Source organism: Nocardioides sp. DN36, from assembly GCF_055380375.1.
The window spans coordinates 245616-261404 of record NZ_AP043823.1; the positions used below are offsets into that span (position 1 = coordinate 245616).

A 15789-nucleotide genomic window follows, 5' to 3' on the forward strand; every position below is an offset into this window, starting at 1 on the left:
CTTCCCGGGGTCAGTCGGTGGTGCGGGGGAGCAGGGCGGCGACGAGGTCGCGCATCCGTTGCTCGGTGAGGTCGCGGCCCAGGCCGCGATCGCGGCGCAGCAGCTTCCACGTGTAGACGTCGGTGGCGACGACGAGCAGGTCGACCAGCCCCTCGGGGTCGGGCGCCGCGTCGACGAACGGTGCGAACACCTCCTCGACCCAGGCCCGGTGCAGGCCCCGTCCCTGCTCGGTGATGCGCCGCATCAGCGGCTCGTGGTCCTCCTGGGCGAGCCGCAGCAGCACGCCGTCGCCGCGCTCCTCGTAGTGGGCCACGACGACCCTGACCGCCTCGGCGACGTCCCCGACAGGACAGTGCCGCTCGTCGCGCACGATCCGGGCCGCGTGCTCGAAGGCGGCGTCGACGAGGCCGGCCCGGCTGCCGAAGTGGCGCAGCACCGTCTGCACGCTGACCCCCGCCCGCCGGGCCACGTCGTCGAGCCCGATGTCACCGGCGAGCTTCTCGGTGTGGAGGTCGACGACCGCGGTGAGGATCCGGGACCGGGTCTCCTCGACCGACCGGGCCCGGCTCGTCATGGTGTAGCTGCGCCTGCTGTTCATGTCAATTGCAGTTAACGCCGAATGCCTCATTGGTGTCAAGGGTCGTTCGCGCGAAAAGGGGAGGCGCCGCGCGATCGCGCGCAGGGGGTTCCGGCTGCCCGTCTCGTGCCGCGTTCGGTTAGGGTCCGCTCCACGCGCTGGGTAGAGTGGCGCAGCACTCAACTGATCAGGGAGTTACGCCGTCGTGCCTGCCATTCTTGACAAGATCCTCCGCATCGGCGAGGGGAAGATCCTGCGCCAGCTCGAGGCCGTCGCGCAGGCCGTCAATGCCATCGAGGACGACTTCGTCGCGATGAGCGACGACGAGCTCCGGGGCATGACCGCGGAGTTCAAGGAGCGGCTCGCCAACGGCGAGAGCCTCGACGACCTGATGCCGGAGGCGTTCGCCACCGTGCGCGAGACGGCCAAGCGGGTCACCGGCATGCGCCCCTTCGACGTCCAGATGATGGGTGGCGCCGCGCTGCACCTCGGGAACATCGCCGAGATGAAGACCGGCGAGGGCAAGACCCTCGTCGCCACGCTGCCGTCGTACCTCAACGCGCTGACCGGCAAGGGCGTCCACGTCGTCACCGTCAACGACTACCTGGCCAAGTACCAGTCCGAGATGATGGGCCGCATCCACCACTTCCTCGGGCTCACCGTCGGCGTGATCCTGCCGGAGATGCGGCCCGACGAGCGCCGCGCGGCCTACAACTGCGACATCACCTACGGCACCAACAACGAGCTCGGCTTCGACTACCTGCGCGACAACATGGCCGGCTCCATCGAGGAGTGCGTCCAGCGAGGCCACCACTTCGCGGTCGTCGACGAGGTCGACTCGATCCTGATCGACGAGGCGCGCACCCCGCTCATCATCAGCGGTCCCACCCAGGACGAGGTCCGCTGGTACGGCGAGTTCGCAACCATCGCCCGCACCCTGGTCAAGGACGTCGACTACGAGGTCGACGAGAAGAAGCGCACGATCTCGGTCCTGGAGCCCGGCATCACCAAGGTCGAGGACCACCTCGGCATCGAGAACCTCTACGAGTCGGCCAACACCCCGCTCATCTCGTTCCTGAACAACTCCATCAAGGCCAAGGAGCTGTTCCGCAACGACAAGGAGTACGTCGTCATGGACGGCGAGGTGCTCATCGTCGACGAGCACACCGGTCGCATGCTCGCCGGCCGCCGCTACAACGACGGCCTGCACCAGGCGATCGAGGCCAAGGAGGGCGTGCAGGTCCGCGAGGAGTACCAGACGCTCGCGACCGTCACCCTGCAGAACTACTTCCGCCTCTACGAGAAGCTCTCCGGCATGACCGGCACGGCCATGACCGAGGCCTCGGAGTTCGACAAGATCTACAAGCTCGGCGTGGTGCCGATCCCGACCAACAAGCCGCTGGCCCGCATCGACCAGGCCGACCTCGTCTACCGCACCGAGGAGGCGAAGTACGACGCCGTCGCCGACGACATCGCCGAGCGCCACCAGAAGGGCCAGCCGGTCCTGGTCGGCACGGTGTCGGTCGAGAAGTCCGAGCACCTCTCCCAGCTGCTGAAGAAGCGCGGCATCCCGCACACCGTGCTGAACGCCAAGGTGCACGCCAACGAGGCCAAGATCGTCGCGCTGGCCGGCCACAAGGGCGCGGTCACCGTGGCGACGAACATGGCCGGTCGAGGCACCGACATCATGCTCGGCGGCTCGATCGACTTCCTCGCCGACCAGGAGCTGCGTGCGCAGGGCCTCGAGCCCTCGGGCGAGAGCGCGGCCGAGTACGAAGCCGCCTGGCCGGGCATGGTCGAGAAGATCAAGGCCCAGGTCGCGGCCGAGCACGACGAGGTCAAGGAGCTCGGCGGCCTCTACGTGGTCGGCACCGAGCGCCACGAGTCACGCCGCATCGACAACCAGCTGCGTGGTCGCTCCGGCCGTCAGGGCGACCCGGGCGAGTCCCGGTTCTACCTGTCGCTGCAGGACGAGCTGATGCGCCTGTTCAAGTCCGACTGGGTCGACCGGGTGCTCCAGGTCCTCAAGATCCCCGACGACGTCCCGATCGAGAACAAGCGGGTCACGAACGCGATCGCCAACGCCCAGGGCCAGGTCGAGTCGCAGAACTTCGAGTCCCGCAAGAACGTCCTGAAGTACGACGACGTGATGGACCGTCAGCGCAAGGTGATCTACGCCGAGCGCCGCCGGGTCCTCGAGGGCGCCGACCTGCAGGAGCAGATCAGGACCTTCATCGACGACGTCGTGACCGGCTACGTCACCGGTGCCACCCAGGAGTTCGCGGAGGAGTGGGACCTCGAGGCGCTGTGGACCGCGCTCCGCCAGATCTACCCGATCTCGGTCGACGCCGCCGTGCTCGAGAAGCAGGCCGGTGGCCGCGCCAACCTCGAGGCCGACGAGGTCATCGAGGCGATCCGCAAGGACGCCCACGAGGCCTACGACCGTCGCGAGCAGGAGATCGGCGAGGAGGTGATGCGCGAGCTCGAGCGGCGCGTGATCCTCTCGGTCCTCGACCGCAAGTGGCGCGAGCACCTCTACGAGATGGACTACCTGCGCGAGGGCATCTACCTGCGCGCCTACTCGCAGCGCGACCCGCTGGTCGAGTACCAGCGCGAGGGCTTCGACATGTTCGCCGCGATGATGGACGGCATCAAGGAGGAGGCCGTCGGCTTCCTGTTCAACCTCGAGGTGCAGGTGGAGGCCGAGGACGAGGAGGTCGAGGAGCTCGAGGAGGTCGTCGAGCCGATGCGCCAGCCGGTCCCCGGCACCCCCGGCCACGAGGCCCCGCACATCCGGGCCAAGGGGCTCGAGCGTCCGCAGCAGCCCACCAACCTCGCCTACTCCGCTCCCAGCGAGGACGGCGAGGTCGAGGTGAAGGCCGCCCCGGCCGCCGACGACGAGTTCGCCGGTGTGGGGCGCAACGACAAGTGCCCCTGTGGATCCGGCAAGAAGTTCAAGCAGTGCCACGGCCGCCCGGGCGGGCCGACCGGGCTGACGGCGCGGATCTCGTGACTCTCGTTGGTTGAGGTGCGAAGGCGCCCTGGCGCCTGAGCCTCGAAACCCCTTCGCGTGATGCAGGGCGGTAACCCATGGTGGTTGCCGCCCTGCTCCGTCTCACGCGAACTCCAGCGCCGTGCACTGCCAGCGGCCGGACCGGAGCTCGAAGCGGGCCGCCAGCGCCCGCGAGCGCTGCCCGTAGCGCACGTGCACGCTGACCTCGACGGCTCGCCGGGAGAGGAAGCAGGTGTGCACCCCGCGGACCTGGGGTCGCACGGGCTGCACGCGCCCCTGACCGGGCAGGTGCTGGCCGGCGCGGGCCACCAGCAGTGCCCGCCGGTGCAGGTCGAGGTAGACCTCACGGCTCGACCAGCGCAGCAGCTGGGAGACCGGCCGGTCGCCGCCGACGATCTCCACCGCGGCCTGGGCGTAGCGCCGGGACCACTCCTCGACCTGGCGGCGCACCGCCTGGTCGATCGGGATGACGTCGCCGGCCGCCCGGCCCGCGACGCGGTCGAGGGCGGGCGGGTCGTGACGGGGCTGGAGGTCGAGCGCGAGGGTGCCCTGGATGCTGTCCACGGGCACCGGGACCCGGAGGGGTACGACGTTCTCGCGGGACGGTGACATGGGGTGCTCCTCTCGGTGCGGACTCATCGGTTCAGGGGTGGGGGAGTCGGAGGGTCTGGCCCGGTCGGACCAGGTCCGGGTCGGGGCCGATCACCGCCCGGTTGAGCGCGTAGATCCGGTGCCAGCAGGCCTCGACGGCGGCTTCGGAAGCTCCCGGGGCCAGGGCCTGCTCGGCGATCCGCCACAGCGAGTCGCCGACCCGCACCGTGACCTGCCGACCCACCCCGCTGGGGCCGCGTGGGTGGGCCGTGGCGGTGATCCGACCACCGCCGGGCAGGCCGCCGGTGGCCCGGTCGGGGAGGGGGAGGCCCTGGAGGAGGGCGGCGGCGGTCGCGCCGGTCCGGTCCCGGTGCAGTGCCCCGGGCGTCGCGTGGGAGGGGGCCGCCAGCACGGTGGAGGTGAGCCCGCCCGTCAGGGCGACCCCGCAGGCCGCCAGCAGCAGCCGGCGTACCGGCGCCGGGACTCCCGGGACGCGGTCGGTCCGGCCGCCACGCGCGGTCTGCAGCGTGACGAGGCCGGTGACCAGCCACAGCCAGGACGTCGCGGTGGCGGCGGCGACGGCACAGGTCCACTCCAGCAGCTGCGTGAAGGGCTGGGTGTCGAGCCCGCCGGCGCCAGCGGCCCGGGACAGCCCGAGCAGGTCCGGGGCGAGGAGCCAGCCGACTCCCGCTGCTCCCGCCGTGACCGCCAGCCACACGGCCAGGCAGCGTGCGGGCGGCGCGTCGCTCCGATCGTTCATCCCGAGACCCTTGCGTTTGCGTGCGTTTGCTTTAGTACACGCTTCTTTACTTTCGCGGTCAACGGTTCATCCACAGTGGCCAGGTGACGAGCGTCGTGGCAGGGTCTGCCCATGACCTGGGAGGAGGAGCTCTTCGCCCTGCTCGACGACCTCGAGCAGCAGGCCGAGGCGCTCTACGACGCCGACCGCGGACCGGAACTGGCCGACCGCAGCCGGGCGGAGTACCACCAGGTCACGCTGGCCAGCAGGCTGATGGCCTCGGTGGACCGCGAGGTGGTTCTGGACCTGCTCGGTGCGGGGACGGTCACCGGTGTGCTGGAACGGGTCGGCACCGGCTGGTGCCTGCTGCGCGGGAGCGTGCAGGACTGGGTGGTGCGCACCGACGCGGTCACCCGGGTCCTCGGCGCCTCCGAGAGGTCGCTGCCGGAGGTGGCCTGGTCACCGGTGACGAAGCTCGGCCTGGGATCCGCGCTGCGCCGGGTCGCGGACGCCGGCGAGCGGTGCCTGCTGCACCTGGTCGACGGCAGCCGTCACGAGGTGGTGCTGCGTCGGGTCGGTGCCGACTTCGTCGAGGCGGCCGTGGGGGAGGGGCGGGTGCAGCTGTTCGCCTTCACCGCCCTGGCCGCGGTCCAGAGCCGCGACTGACCGCGGTCCGGCCGATCCCGGTCAGGTCGCGTCGGCGTCGTACGGCGGGAGCTCGCCGGCCTCGAGGGGGCGCAGCCCGCGGCGGCGGGGAGTGACCTCGTCCCGGTCGGCCTCCTCCATCGCCTCGACGATGTGCTTGCGCACAATGGTGCGGGGGTCGAGGTCGCGCAGCTCGAGGTCGGCGTACTCAGGACCGAGCTCGTCGCGCAGCTCGTCGCGCGCGGCGTTGGCGAGGGTGCGGACCTTGCGCACCATCTGCCCGGCCTGACGGGCGAGCTCGGGGAGCTTGTCCGGGCCGAACACCAGCACGGCCACGAACGCGATGACCGCAAACTCCGGCAGACCGACCCCGAACACGGGTCAGAACTTACTGGTGGGGGTGAGCCCGAGCTGCATCCCGGCCAGCCCGCGGCTGCGACCCGAGAGCTGTCCGGCGACCTCGAGCAGCACGGCGGCCGCGGGCGCGGTCGGGTCGGCGTCGACGATCGGCTTGCCGACGTCGCCGCCCTCGCGCAGCGAGGTGTCGAGCGGCACCCGGCCCAGGACCGGCACCGAGTAGCCGAAGCGCTCGGAGAGCGTGGCCGCGACCCGGTCGCCACCGCCGCTGCCGAAGATCTCGAGCCGGTGCTCCGGCTCGCCGGACTCGGCACAGTGCGGGCAGAGCAGGAAGCTCATGTTCTCCACGACGCCCGCGACCCGCTGGTGCATCATCGAGGCCATCGTGCCGGCGCGCTCCGCGACCTCGGCCGCGGCCTCCTGCGGCGTGGTGACGACCACGACCTCGGCGCCGGGGAGGTGCTGGCCCAGGGAGATGGCGACGTCGCCGGTGCCGGGCGGCAGGTCGAGCAGCAGGACGTCGAGGTCGCCCCAGTAGACGTCGGCGAGCATCTGCACGAGCGCCCGGTCCAGCATCGGGCCGCGCCAGGCGACCACCTGGTCGCGACGGGGCTTGAGCATGCCGATCGAGATGACCGAGACACCGCTGGCGGTGGGGACCGGCATGATCAGGTCGTCGACCTGGGTGGGGCGGGAGTCGGCCACGCCGAGCATGGCCGGGACGGAGTGGCCGTAGATGTCGGCGTCGACCACGCCGACCTTGAGCCCCTGCTTGGCCATGGCCAGGGCCAGGTTCACGGTCACCGAGGACTTGCCGACGCCGCCCTTGCCGCTGGCGATGGCGAACACCTTGGTGAGGTTGCCCGGCTGGGCGAAGGGGATCTCGCGCTGGGCCTGACCGCCGCGGAGCATCTCCTGCAGGCCCGCTCGCTGCTCGGCCGTCATGACGCCGAGCTGGAGGTCGACCCCGGTGACGCCCTCGACCCGGGTCACCGCGGCGGTGACGTCACGGTTGATCGTGTCCTTGAGCGGACAGCCCGCCACGGTCAGCAGCACCGTGAGGTGCACGACGCCCTGGTCGTCGACCTCGACCGAGTCCACCATGCCGAGGTCGGTGATCGGTCGCTTGATCTCGGGGTCGTTGACGGTGGCCAGGGCCGCGTGGATCCGGTCGAGGAGGGGGGTAGTCATGATGTCCCGATTCTATGCGGTGGGCACCAGCGCCGAGCTCGCGGTGTCAGCGTCCGGCCGCGTGGAGCGCGACAGCCGGCACGCAGACCCGGACGTCGTCGTCGGGGAGCCCGAAGACGGTGCGCACCGCGCGATGGTCCGAGGGAGTCAGGGGCATCACCCGGGACTCCAGGGGCGTCAGCTCCGACGAGTGCAGCAGGTAGTCGATGCGGATGCGGGGCCGGAACGCCGGGATCGTCGCGCCCTCACCCGCGCCCACCTCGGCGAAGGAGTCCGCGAGCAGCGGCCGGGTCATGCCGATCACGGGTGAGCCCGGCACGGTGTTCAGGTCGCCCCCGAGGATGACCGGCAGGTCCTCACGGGCCAGGACCTCGTTGATCGCGCGCATCTGCCGGAGCCGCAGGGGGAAGTACCCGTCCTGCAGGTGGGTGTTGTAGACCGCGATCCGGGTCCCGCCGACGTCGACGACGGTGCGCAGCAGCCCGCGTTGCTGGGCCCCGGGCGCCGTAGGGAGCAGGGTGTTGCGCGAGGACACGATCGGGTAGCGGGAGAGCGTCATGACGCCGTAGTCGCCGCCGTCGGACGGATGGTCGTTCACCCCGAACGCCGCGTGCATGCCGAGGGTGGCCTCCAGTGCGGCGGGCTCGTCCACGTTCCTCACCCGGCCGCGGTTGCGGGAGACCTCCTGGAGCAGCACCACGCCGGAGTCCCACGACCCGACCGCCCGTGCGAGGTCGTCGAGGCGCAGCCGGCCACCGGCCAGCCCGGAGTGGATGTTGAACGTCGTGACCGCGAGACCGTCAGCACCCTCGAACCGGACGCACTTCTCGGGTCCCTGTGCCGGGCTGATCGGGGCGGGGGCAGGGAGGATCGCCTGGGGTGCCGGCCCCGCGGGGAGTGGGGTGGGTGCCGAGGTGGCACCCACCCGTGACACGGGACTCTCGTCGTCAGCCTTGCTGCGCTGCCGGTGGACGGCCGCCAGCGTCACGATGAGGACGGCGACGACGGCCAGCACCACGACCGTGCGGCGCTGCGCGACGTCTGGCTCGTCCGGTGGGCTCACTCGTCACCCGGGCGGGCCGCCTCGGCGCGCGACCGGTCGTCCAGCTCGGCCAGCAGCGAGCGGAGCTCCGAGCGCAGGAAGTCGCGCGTCGCCATCTCGCCGACCGACATCCGCAGCGAGGCGACCTCGCGGGCCAGGAACTCCATGTCGGCGTGGGCCCGGGTGTTCGCCTGGCGGTCCTGCTCGGCGATCACCTTGTCCCGCGACTCCTGACGGTTCTGCGCGAGCAGGATGAGCGGTGCGGCGTACGACGCCTGCAGGCTGAGCATCAGGGTGAGGAAGATGAACGGGTAGTCGTCGAACCGCAGGCTCTCGGGCGCGAGCAGGTTCCAGCCCACCCAGATCAGCACGAAGGCGGTCATGTACAGCAGGAACCTGGCGGTCCCCATGAACCGGGCGAACTGCTCGGCGAAGACGCCGAAGGCGTCGGAGTCGTAGGCCGGTCGGCGCACCAGCGACCGGCGTGTCTCCTTCGGCTGGTCGAGCCGCGCCCGCGGCGCGCGTGCCTCAGCCACGGCCCACCCCCGGACGGGCGTCACCCGGCCGCAGCGCCTGCTCGCGCCAGTTCTCCGGCAGCATGTGGTCGAGGAGGTCGTCCACGGTCACGGCGCCGAGGAGCCGGCCGTTGTCGTCCACCACGGGGGCCGCGACCAGGTTGTACGTCGCGAGGTGCGCCGCGACCTGCTCGATCGAGGCCGAGGGACGCAGCGGTGCCATCGAGTCGTCCAGGGCGCCGGCCACCAGGGTGGACGGGGGCTCCCGCAGCAGCCGCTGGATGTGGGCGACGCCGAGGAACTTGCCGGTCGGCGGCTCGAGCGGCTGCCGGCAGACGAAGACCATGGCGGCCAACGAGACCGGGAGGTCGGGGTTGCGGACGTGCGCCAGGGCATCGGCGATCGTGGCGTCCGGGCCCAGGATCACGGGTTCCGGGGTCATCATCGCGCCGGCCGTGTGCTCGGCGTACGACATCAGCCTGCGGACGTCCTCGGCCTCCTCGGGCTCCATCAGCTCCAGCAGCGTGGCCGCGGTGGCGGGCGGCAGGTCCGCGATCAGGTCGGCCGCGTCGTCGGGGGACATCTCCTCGAGGATGTCGGCGGCCCGCTCGGAGTCGAGGTGCTCCAGGATCTCGACCTGGTCCTCCTCGGGCAGCTCCTCCAGCACGTCCGCGAGCCGCTCGTCGTCGAGGGCCGCCACGACGGCCGTGCGCCGCTCCACCGGCAGGTCGTGGATCATGCTGGCCGCGTCGGCGGGCCGCATCTCGTTGAGGGCGGCGATCAGGTGGGTCGCCCCCTGGGACTCCTCGCGTCCGATCAACCCCTCGACGTCGCGCCACTCGACGACGTGGGTCTGGCCACGTCGGCGCAGCCCCTTGGCCGGCTCCTGCACCGCCACCCGGGACAGGACCCAGTCGCGGTTGCGCGCCTGCTCCATGCCCACGTCGTAGACGGTGCCGGTCACGCCGATGCTGGGGATGCGGACCGTCCGGTCGAGCATCTCGCCGATGACGAGCGTCTCGGTGGAGCGCTGCTCGAAGCGGCGCATGTTGAGCAGGCCGGTCGTGTAGACCTGACCGCTGTCGATGTTGGTGACCCGGGTCATCGGCACGAAGATCCGGCGCCGCCCGAAGACCTCCGCCACCAGCCCGAGGACCCGCGGCTGGTTGACCTCCGAGCGCACCGCAGCCACCAGGTCGCGGACCTTCCCGACCTGGTCGCCCAGGGGGTCGAAGATCGGCAGCCCGACGAGGCGGGCGGCGTAGACGCGGATGGGGGCGGTGGTCACGGGGTCACGCTACCGGGACCCTGTGGGCGGACACGTCAGATCCCGGCCCGCACCGACCGCTCCACCTATACTGCTCGCATGCGTGCACGGGCCGGCCAGACGATCTCGATGTGGGTGCTGGTCGCAGCACTCGCCGGTGCGCTGACCGCCTGCGGCGACGACGGGGACACGGCCGTTGACGCGGGGACCTCCCCGAGCAGCTCCTCGGCCGCATCCAGCCCGAGCGAGCCCGGTGCCACCGAGTCCTCCGCCGCCCCGACGGGGCCGCGGTGTGCCGCGATCTGGAAGGGCGGCGCGACGTTGCCCGCGACCTACCAGGGCTGCGTGCAGGATGGCCAGTACGTCGCGAGGGACACCCTCGGGTGCTCGTCGGGCCAGCGGATCATCCGCTACGGGGACCACTTCTACGCCGTGCTGCACGGCCGGATCTACGAGACCGAATCGGTGCTCGACAAGGATCGCGGGTACCGTGCTGCGGTCGCGGTCTGCCGCGGCTGAGCTCCACCGCTTGCCCGGTCTCGGACCGGCGTCGACGAGCGTGACCAGATGATCGAGGGGAAAGCTATCCATGACCGCCAGGCTGTTCGTCGTGCTCATGATCTGTCTCGGGCTGTCCGTCCCGGCTGAGGGTGCCGTGGCAGCGGACAAGTTCACGCCCGCGCCGGGCGTGACCTTCAACAGCCCGCTCGGCAGCGCGGCCACCCAGAACGCGATCTTCAACAAGATCACCCGCTCGATCAACGCCTCGCCCCAGGGCAGCAACATCCGGATCTTCAGCTGGAACTTCCTGACGCGCACCGGCACCGACGCGCTGCTGCACGCGCAGCGCCGCGGCGTCCGCGTGCAGCTGATCATGGCGAAGGGCAACCTCACCGAGATCGACAACCGGCCGTTCCAGCGGCTGCGTGCCGGACTGAAGGCGGGCAACAAGAACCGCAAGCCGAGCCGGCACAGCTGGGCTCGGATCTGCAAGGGCTCGTGCCGCGGCCAGCACGGGGTGGCGCACTCGAAGTTCTACCTCTTCTCGCACTCCGGCAAGGCGAAGCGGGTCGTGATGCAGGGGTCGGCCAACTACACGGTGGCCTCGGCGCGCAACCAGTGGAACGACGTCGTCACCCACGTGGGGCAGCGCAAGCTGTACCGCTACGCCGTCGAGGTGTTCAAGCAGGCCGCGAAGGACCAGCCGGTCAAGCCTCCCTTCATCTCCCGGACCTTCGGCTCCACCCGGCTGATGTTCTTCCCCGACACCGGCAAGAACGTCGGCGACCCGGTGATGCAGCTGCTCAACCAGGTCCGGTGCCGCCGAGCCACCAACACGCCGAACAACCGGACGGTCCTGCGCATCGCGCCCGACGTCATCCGCGAGGACCGGGGCATGAAGCTGGGCCGCAAGCTGCGCTCGCTGTGGCAGGACGGCTGTGACATCAAGATCGGCTACACCGTGCTCGGCAAGGACATCGCCCGCATGCTGCGCGACCCCAGCGGTCGCGGCCCGGTCCCGCTGCGCCACCTGGTCCAGGACGCCAACGGGGACGGCCAGTTCGACAACTACTTCCACCTCAAGGCGATCTCGATCGTGGGTCACATCGGGGGCGACCGGGCCGACTACGTCACGCTGAACGGCTCGGCGAACATGTCCGGCAACAGCAAGATGAGCGACGAGAACGTCGCGATCTACCACCGCAAGGGCACCACGTTGAAGTACCAGGCCCACATCAACTACTGGTACGACAACTTCCCGAGCACCTCGAGCCGCCTGATCTTCGGTCGTGGCGCCAACTACGTGGTCGAGGGCCAGGACGGCGAGCTGCTCGCCCGTCGCTCCGCGGTCAACCCGTTCGCACACATGGACATGGACTGAGCGCGGCCCCGTGGCGGATCTGAGTGCCCGCGTACGCCGGGTGGACGACCGCGGGATCCTCGTGTGGGCCGGCAGGGAGCGCGTCGTCGACGTGCTCTTCGGGGGCCACCGGGTGTGGTCGTTCTGGACGCACCGCGACACCGAGCGGTCGGCGGCCGGCCTGTCGAGGCTGGCCACCTGGCCGCGCTCGATGGCCAAGTACCTCGACGGTCACGCCCGCGTGGTCGTCCAGGACTCGGCCACCGGGGAGGTGCTCTTCGACGAGCAGGTGACGTTCGGAGACAGTGCTGACGAGATCCGCTTCGTCGACGAGCGGGGCGTCGAGCTGGGCATCGACAAGTCCGGGCGGATGGTCCCGACGTTCGCGACCCGGAGCAGCGCGGACGTCGCAGCCCTGGTCGACGCCGTCGAGGTCGTGCTCGGCGCCCTGGCCGACGCAGGCGTGCGGCCGTTCCTGGCCTACGGCACGCTGCTGGGTGCGGTGCGGGAGGGCGCGGTCCTGGGCCACGACTCCGACGCCGACGTCGGCTACGTCAGTGAGCACACCTGCCCCGTGGACGTGATCCGCGAGTCGTTCCGCCTCCAGCGGGCGATCACGAAGCTCGGGTGGCGCACGTCCCGCTACAGCGGCCTCGCCTTCAAGATCGAGGTCCCCGAGGAGGACGGGGTGATCCGCGGCCTCGACGTGTTCGGCGGCTTCATGGACGGCCACCGGCTCTACCTCATGGGTGAGGTGGGCGTCGACTTCGACCCCGCGTGGCTGCACCCCCTGACGACCTGCCGGCTCGAGGGCCGGGAGATGCCGGTCCCCGCCCGTCCGGAGAAGCTGCTCGAGGCGATGTACGGGCCGAGCTGGTCGGTGCCCGACCCGGCGTTCCAGTTCTCGACCCCCGAGCGGACCGTCCGGGCACTGGACGAGTGGTTCCGCGGCACCCGACCGATGGTGAAGCACTGGCAACGGCGCGCGGCCGCGGGCGGTCGCGAGCTGCCCAACGGGTACTCCGGCCTCGCCCGCGTGGTCGGCGAGCGCGCCCTGGACACGGGCGCGCAGGTCCTCGACGTCGGGGCGGGCCGGGGACGCGACAGCCTCTGGCTGGCCCGGCAGGGCCTGCCGGTCACGGCGTACGACTTCGTGCCGCGCGCGCTGCGGGCCGTCGGCGCGCAGGCCGAGATCGAGGGCCTCGACCTCGAGGTCCGGCTGCTGAACCTGACCGAGTGGCGTTCCGTCTTCGCCGAGGGCGCCCGGCTGGCACACGACCCCCGGCCCCGCGTGATGATGGCCCGCCACGTCCTGGAGGCGACGTCGATCGCCGGCCGGGAGTCGCTGGTGCGGTTCGCCTCCATGGCGCTGCGAGGCGGCGGGCGGCTGTACGCCGACTTCCACCTCGGCGCCCAGGTGCGCGAGCTGCCCTGGGCGGTGGGCGCCGTCGATCCCGAGCGGCTGGCCGCGCTGGCCCGGCGCGCCGGGGCGCACGTGGTCGAGGTGGACGAGGTGCCGGTCAAGAAGGGTCCGCCGGTGATGAGACTCATGGGAGAGTGGTGAGCGTGGCAGTCAGAAATCCCCTGCGCAGGGTGGCCAGTGCCGATGCGGTGGCGCGGCTGGAGCAGCGGGTCCAGGACCTCGAGGCTGACATGGCCGAGCTGAGGCGGCACAACCTCCGGCTCGCCGAGCTCGCCGACGTCGTGCAGGAGCTCCTGGTCCCGATGGCGTCTCGCGACGAGGAGGTCATCAGGGCGGCCATCGATCGATTCCACGAGAGCATGTAGTGGTCGAACGGATCTTCGTCCACATCGGGTTGCCGAAAACCGCCACGTCGTACCTGCAGACCATCATCTGGTCCAACCGGGACCGGCTCCGCGAGGCGGGAGTGGTGGTTCCCGGCGCCCAGCGTCGCGACCACCTGTGGGCGTCGCGGACGGTGCGTGGTGACCGCCACGCGGCATCGGCGCCCGAGGAGCACCGCACGGCCTGGTCCCGGATGCTCGAGGAGCTGGAGCAGTCGAGCGGCACCGGTCTGATCAGCCACGAGTTCTTCGCCGCCGCGTCCCGCAAGGAGGCGCGGGCGATGGTCGAGGCGCTGCCGACGCCGGACGTCCACCTGGTGGTGACCGCGCGCGAGCCGCTCGGCCTGTTCGCCGCGAGCTGGCAGGAGAGCCTGAAGAACGGCGAGACCGTGCCGCTGGCCGACTACGCCCGCAAGGTCTCCAAGAGCTCCAACGCCATCTGGAACTGGCGCACGCTCGACCTGCGGCTGGTCCTCCAGCGCTGGAGCGCCGCGGTGCCGCCCGAGCGCATCCACGTGCTCGTGCTGGATCCGACCGCTCCCCGGGACGACGTGTGGCGACGCTTCGCAGGGATCGTCGACTTCGACCCGGACAGCTGTGACCTGTCCGGGAGCTTTCCGAACACCTCGATGGGCATCGTCGAGGCCGAGGCCCTGCGCCGCATCAACACCCGTCTCGAGGGCTTCAAGAAGGCGTTCGACAAGGGTGTGTTCATCCGGACGTTCCTGGCCGACGAACGCCTCGTGCCGCGGCGCGGCGACCGGTTCTGGCCGGAGCCGGACCAGATCGAGGAGTGCCGGCGACGCGCGCACGACGCCGTGGACCTGCTGACCTCGGGCTCCTTCGACGTGGTGGGCGAGCTGGAGCACCTGCTCGTCCCCGAGCACCTGGAGGACCGCCGGTCGGCCGACTCGGTCACCGACTCCGAGGTGGCCGAGGTGGCGCTCGACCTGGTGGCCGTGATGCTCGGCGACGTACGCCGGCTGCGCCGCCGCGCGGCGGCCGACGAGGACGCCGAGCCGGGGCTGCGTTCGATCGTCAGGCGCAAGCGGCGCCGTCGGGACGCCTGACCGACGCCGTCACCGCGCGCGCCGGGGGCCACCGGGCAGCCGGTCCCGCAGCCGGTTGCCCCGGCCGTGGTCCCGCGCGTCACCCTGCGCGGACTCGACGGCGTGGAAGGCCCGCTTGGGCTGCTCCCGCACCTCCGCCAGCCGGGCGTCGAGCTGCGCCCGAGCCTCCGCGGTGAGCTCCCGCGGGACGTGCCCGCCGCGGGTCGGGTCGCAGGTCTCGAGCATCCCGAGCTCGGAGAGCGTCTCGACGTCGTCGCGCGTGGTGGCCTCGTAGATCCGCCGCAGGTACTTCTGCATGAGCTCGGGATCGAGGTCCTTCTTCACCAGCGCGCCCAGGGCGTCCGCGGTGATCCCTCGGTTGGGGCGGTACTGGGCGCGCCCGGCCGAGGACAGGGCGATCCACTTCCGGGCGAACTCCTCGCCGGAGATGGCGTCGTAGTGGAGGAGCCGCAGCGCGGGGTGGCTGAAGGCATCGACGATGTTGCCCGACGCGTCGACGGCGTTGTGGAGCGTGAGCTGCAGCCCGGAGCTCGGGCGGACGCCCGACTTCCCCTTGATGTGCCCGTGGAAGTACGACGCGTTGGACGGGTTGTCGATCAGCCCGAGGGTGAACAGCAGGTTGAGGTCGTGCTCGTCGAGCAGCGGCTTGAAGAGGGTGGGCACCGCGTCGACGTGCCACTGGCTGACCGCCTCCATCGGGGTCAGCCGGAGAGCGCCGGAGCCGGCAGGGACCTCGGCGAGCAGTGCCGGGTCGACGCAGGCGACCTCGTCCCCGTCGATGTGCAGGAGCCACTCGGCCCAGGGGAGGTCGCGCAGCAGGTGCAGGACGACGTTCGCGTTGATCCGCTGCCGCACGTTCAGGCCGGCGGGCCGGTCGTCGAGCCACCAGCCGGAGCGTCCCGTGGGGACGCACGTCACGTGCGGGTGGGCGTCCAGCTCGGCCTGCACCTCGCGCTGCCCGGCCTCCTTCGGAGCGTCCAGGAAGACGACCATGTGGTCCACCCCGGACGCCAGGTTCGCTGCCACGAACCGGCGCACGTTGGGCAGGGAGTCCCTGATGGTGGAGGCCGTGAGCAGCATGGCCGGGAGCCTAGCGAACGCCCGCCCGGGGCCTT

General features: G+C 71.2%; 16 protein-coding genes. 7 read left to right on the plus strand and 9 right to left on the minus strand.

The genetic code is table 11. The features are described 5' to 3' along the window. Positions 1-10 precede the first annotated feature (10 nt). A complete protein-coding gene (locus ACZ43H_RS02085) occupies positions 11-598 on the minus strand; it encodes a TetR/AcrR family transcriptional regulator (RefSeq protein ID WP_464587363.1) in 588 nt (195 codons plus the stop codon). A gap of 184 nt (positions 599-782) precedes the next feature. Here ACZ43H_RS02085 and secA point away from each other — a divergent pair, with 184 nt between their 5' ends. After that, complete coding sequence (gene secA / locus ACZ43H_RS02090) at positions 783-3590, plus strand: preprotein translocase subunit SecA (RefSeq protein WP_464587364.1); 2808 nt, start codon at positions 783-785, stop codon at positions 3588-3590. A 102-nt stretch (positions 3591-3692) separates the two neighbouring features. Here the strand turns inward: secA and ACZ43H_RS02095 are convergent, their stop codons facing one another. Then, positions 3693-4202 (minus strand): Rv3235 family protein, encoded by a 510-nt coding sequence (locus ACZ43H_RS02095; RefSeq protein ID WP_464587365.1) that lies wholly within the window; start codon positions 4200-4202, stop codon positions 3693-3695. 31 nt (positions 4203-4233) lie between these two features. Beyond that, the gene (locus ACZ43H_RS02100; protein WP_464587367.1) at positions 4234-4941 is read right to left on the minus strand and encodes a LysM peptidoglycan-binding domain-containing protein; all 708 of its coding nucleotides are present in this window, start codon (positions 4939-4941) and stop codon (positions 4234-4236) included. Between the two features lie 111 nt (positions 4942-5052). Here ACZ43H_RS02100 and ACZ43H_RS02105 point away from each other — a divergent pair, with 111 nt between their 5' ends. Further along, positions 5053-5586 carry a hypothetical protein gene (locus tag ACZ43H_RS02105; RefSeq protein WP_464587368.1) on the plus strand — a complete coding sequence of 178 codons (534 nt, stop codon included), beginning with the start codon at positions 5053-5055 and terminating at the stop codon, positions 5584-5586. Positions 5587-5607: 21 nt separating this feature from the next. On the opposite strand, the gene ACZ43H_RS02110 is transcribed toward ACZ43H_RS02105, so the two are convergent. From ACZ43H_RS02110 to ACZ43H_RS02130, 5 genes are read right to left on the minus strand one after another with little or no spacing between them, the layout of a single operon-like run. After that, positions 5608-5943 carry a sec-independent translocase gene (locus ACZ43H_RS02110; RefSeq protein ID WP_464587370.1) on the minus strand — a complete coding sequence of 112 codons (336 nt, stop codon included), beginning with the start codon at positions 5941-5943 and terminating at the stop codon, positions 5608-5610. A 3-nt stretch (positions 5944-5946) separates the two neighbouring features. Further along, the gene (locus ACZ43H_RS02115) at positions 5947-7113 is read right to left on the minus strand and encodes an Mrp/NBP35 family ATP-binding protein (protein ID WP_464587372.1); all 1167 of its coding nucleotides are present in this window, start codon (positions 7111-7113) and stop codon (positions 5947-5949) included. Positions 7114-7159: 46 nt separating this feature from the next. Beyond that, positions 7160-8176: an endonuclease/exonuclease/phosphatase family protein gene (locus ACZ43H_RS02120; RefSeq protein WP_464587374.1), complete on the minus strand. Its 1017-nt coding sequence runs from the start codon at positions 8174-8176 to the stop codon at positions 7160-7162. Further along, the gene (locus tag ACZ43H_RS02125) at positions 8173-8691 is read right to left on the minus strand and encodes a DUF1003 domain-containing protein (RefSeq protein WP_464587376.1); all 519 of its coding nucleotides are present in this window, start codon (positions 8689-8691) and stop codon (positions 8173-8175) included. Before ACZ43H_RS02125 ends, ACZ43H_RS02120 begins: the two co-directional genes overlap by 4 nt. After that, positions 8684-9958, minus strand: coding sequence for a magnesium transporter MgtE N-terminal domain-containing protein (locus ACZ43H_RS02130; RefSeq protein ID WP_464587378.1), 1275 nt, complete (start codon positions 9956-9958; stop codon positions 8684-8686). The genes ACZ43H_RS02125 and ACZ43H_RS02130 overlap by 8 nt, the downstream gene beginning before the upstream one ends. Before the next feature lie 78 nt (positions 9959-10036). Between ACZ43H_RS02130 and ACZ43H_RS02135 the strand changes: the two genes are divergently transcribed. The 5 genes from ACZ43H_RS02135 to ACZ43H_RS02155 all read left to right on the plus strand — a co-directional run bounded on the left by ACZ43H_RS02135 (position 10037) and on the right by ACZ43H_RS02155 (position 14674). After that, entirely contained in the window at positions 10037-10456 is a 420-nt protein-coding gene (locus tag ACZ43H_RS02135) for a hypothetical protein (RefSeq protein ID WP_464587379.1), read from the plus strand. Between the two features lie 70 nt (positions 10457-10526). Then, on the plus strand, positions 10527-11819 hold the full coding sequence (locus tag ACZ43H_RS02140) for a phospholipase D-like domain-containing protein (protein WP_464587381.1): 1293 nt from the start codon (positions 10527-10529) through the stop codon (positions 11817-11819). Between the two features lie 10 nt (positions 11820-11829). Then, positions 11830-13362, plus strand: coding sequence for a class I SAM-dependent methyltransferase (locus tag ACZ43H_RS02145; RefSeq protein ID WP_464587383.1), 1533 nt, complete (start codon positions 11830-11832; stop codon positions 13360-13362). 2 nt (positions 13363-13364) lie between these two features. Continuing rightward, a complete protein-coding gene (locus ACZ43H_RS02150) occupies positions 13365-13586 on the plus strand; it encodes a DUF6752 domain-containing protein (protein ID WP_464587385.1) in 222 nt (73 codons plus the stop codon). After that, positions 13586-14674 carry a hypothetical protein gene (locus ACZ43H_RS02155; RefSeq protein ID WP_464587386.1) on the plus strand — a complete coding sequence of 363 codons (1089 nt, stop codon included), beginning with the start codon at positions 13586-13588 and terminating at the stop codon, positions 14672-14674. Before ACZ43H_RS02150 ends, ACZ43H_RS02155 begins: the two co-directional genes overlap by 1 nt. A 9-nt stretch (positions 14675-14683) precedes the next feature. Here ACZ43H_RS02155 and ACZ43H_RS02160 read toward each other — a convergent pair whose 3' ends face one another. Continuing rightward, positions 14684-15754 carry a glycosyltransferase family 2 protein gene (locus tag ACZ43H_RS02160; RefSeq protein ID WP_464587388.1) on the minus strand — a complete coding sequence of 357 codons (1071 nt, stop codon included), beginning with the start codon at positions 15752-15754 and terminating at the stop codon, positions 14684-14686. Positions 15755-15789: the final 35 nt, after the last annotated feature.

Bases quoted from the DNA above. Each gene is read 5' to 3' on its own strand.
- ACZ43H_RS02100 (WP_464587367.1), bottom strand. From the start codon at position 4,941: ATGAACGATCGGAGCGACGCGCCGCCCGCACGCTGCCTGGCCGTGTGG.
- ACZ43H_RS02095 (WP_464587365.1), bottom strand. From the start codon at position 4,202: ATGTCACCGTCCCGCGAGAACGTCGTACCCCTCCGGGTCCCGGTGCCC.
- ACZ43H_RS02105 (WP_464587368.1), top strand. From the start codon at position 5,053: ATGACCTGGGAGGAGGAGCTCTTCGCCCTGCTCGACGACCTCGAGCAG.
- ACZ43H_RS02115 (WP_464587372.1), bottom strand. From the start codon at position 7,113: ATGACTACCCCCCTCCTCGACCGGATCCACGCGGCCCTGGCCACCGTC.
- ACZ43H_RS02140 (WP_464587381.1), top strand. From the start codon at position 10,527: ATGACCGCCAGGCTGTTCGTCGTGCTCATGATCTGTCTCGGGCTGTCC.
- ACZ43H_RS02085 (WP_464587363.1), bottom strand. From the start codon at position 598: ATGAACAGCAGGCGCAGCTACACCATGACGAGCCGGGCCCGGTCGGTC.
- ACZ43H_RS02135 (WP_464587379.1), top strand. From the start codon at position 10,037: ATGCGTGCACGGGCCGGCCAGACGATCTCGATGTGGGTGCTGGTCGCA.
- ACZ43H_RS02160 (WP_464587388.1), bottom strand. From the start codon at position 15,754: ATGCTGCTCACGGCCTCCACCATCAGGGACTCCCTGCCCAACGTGCGC.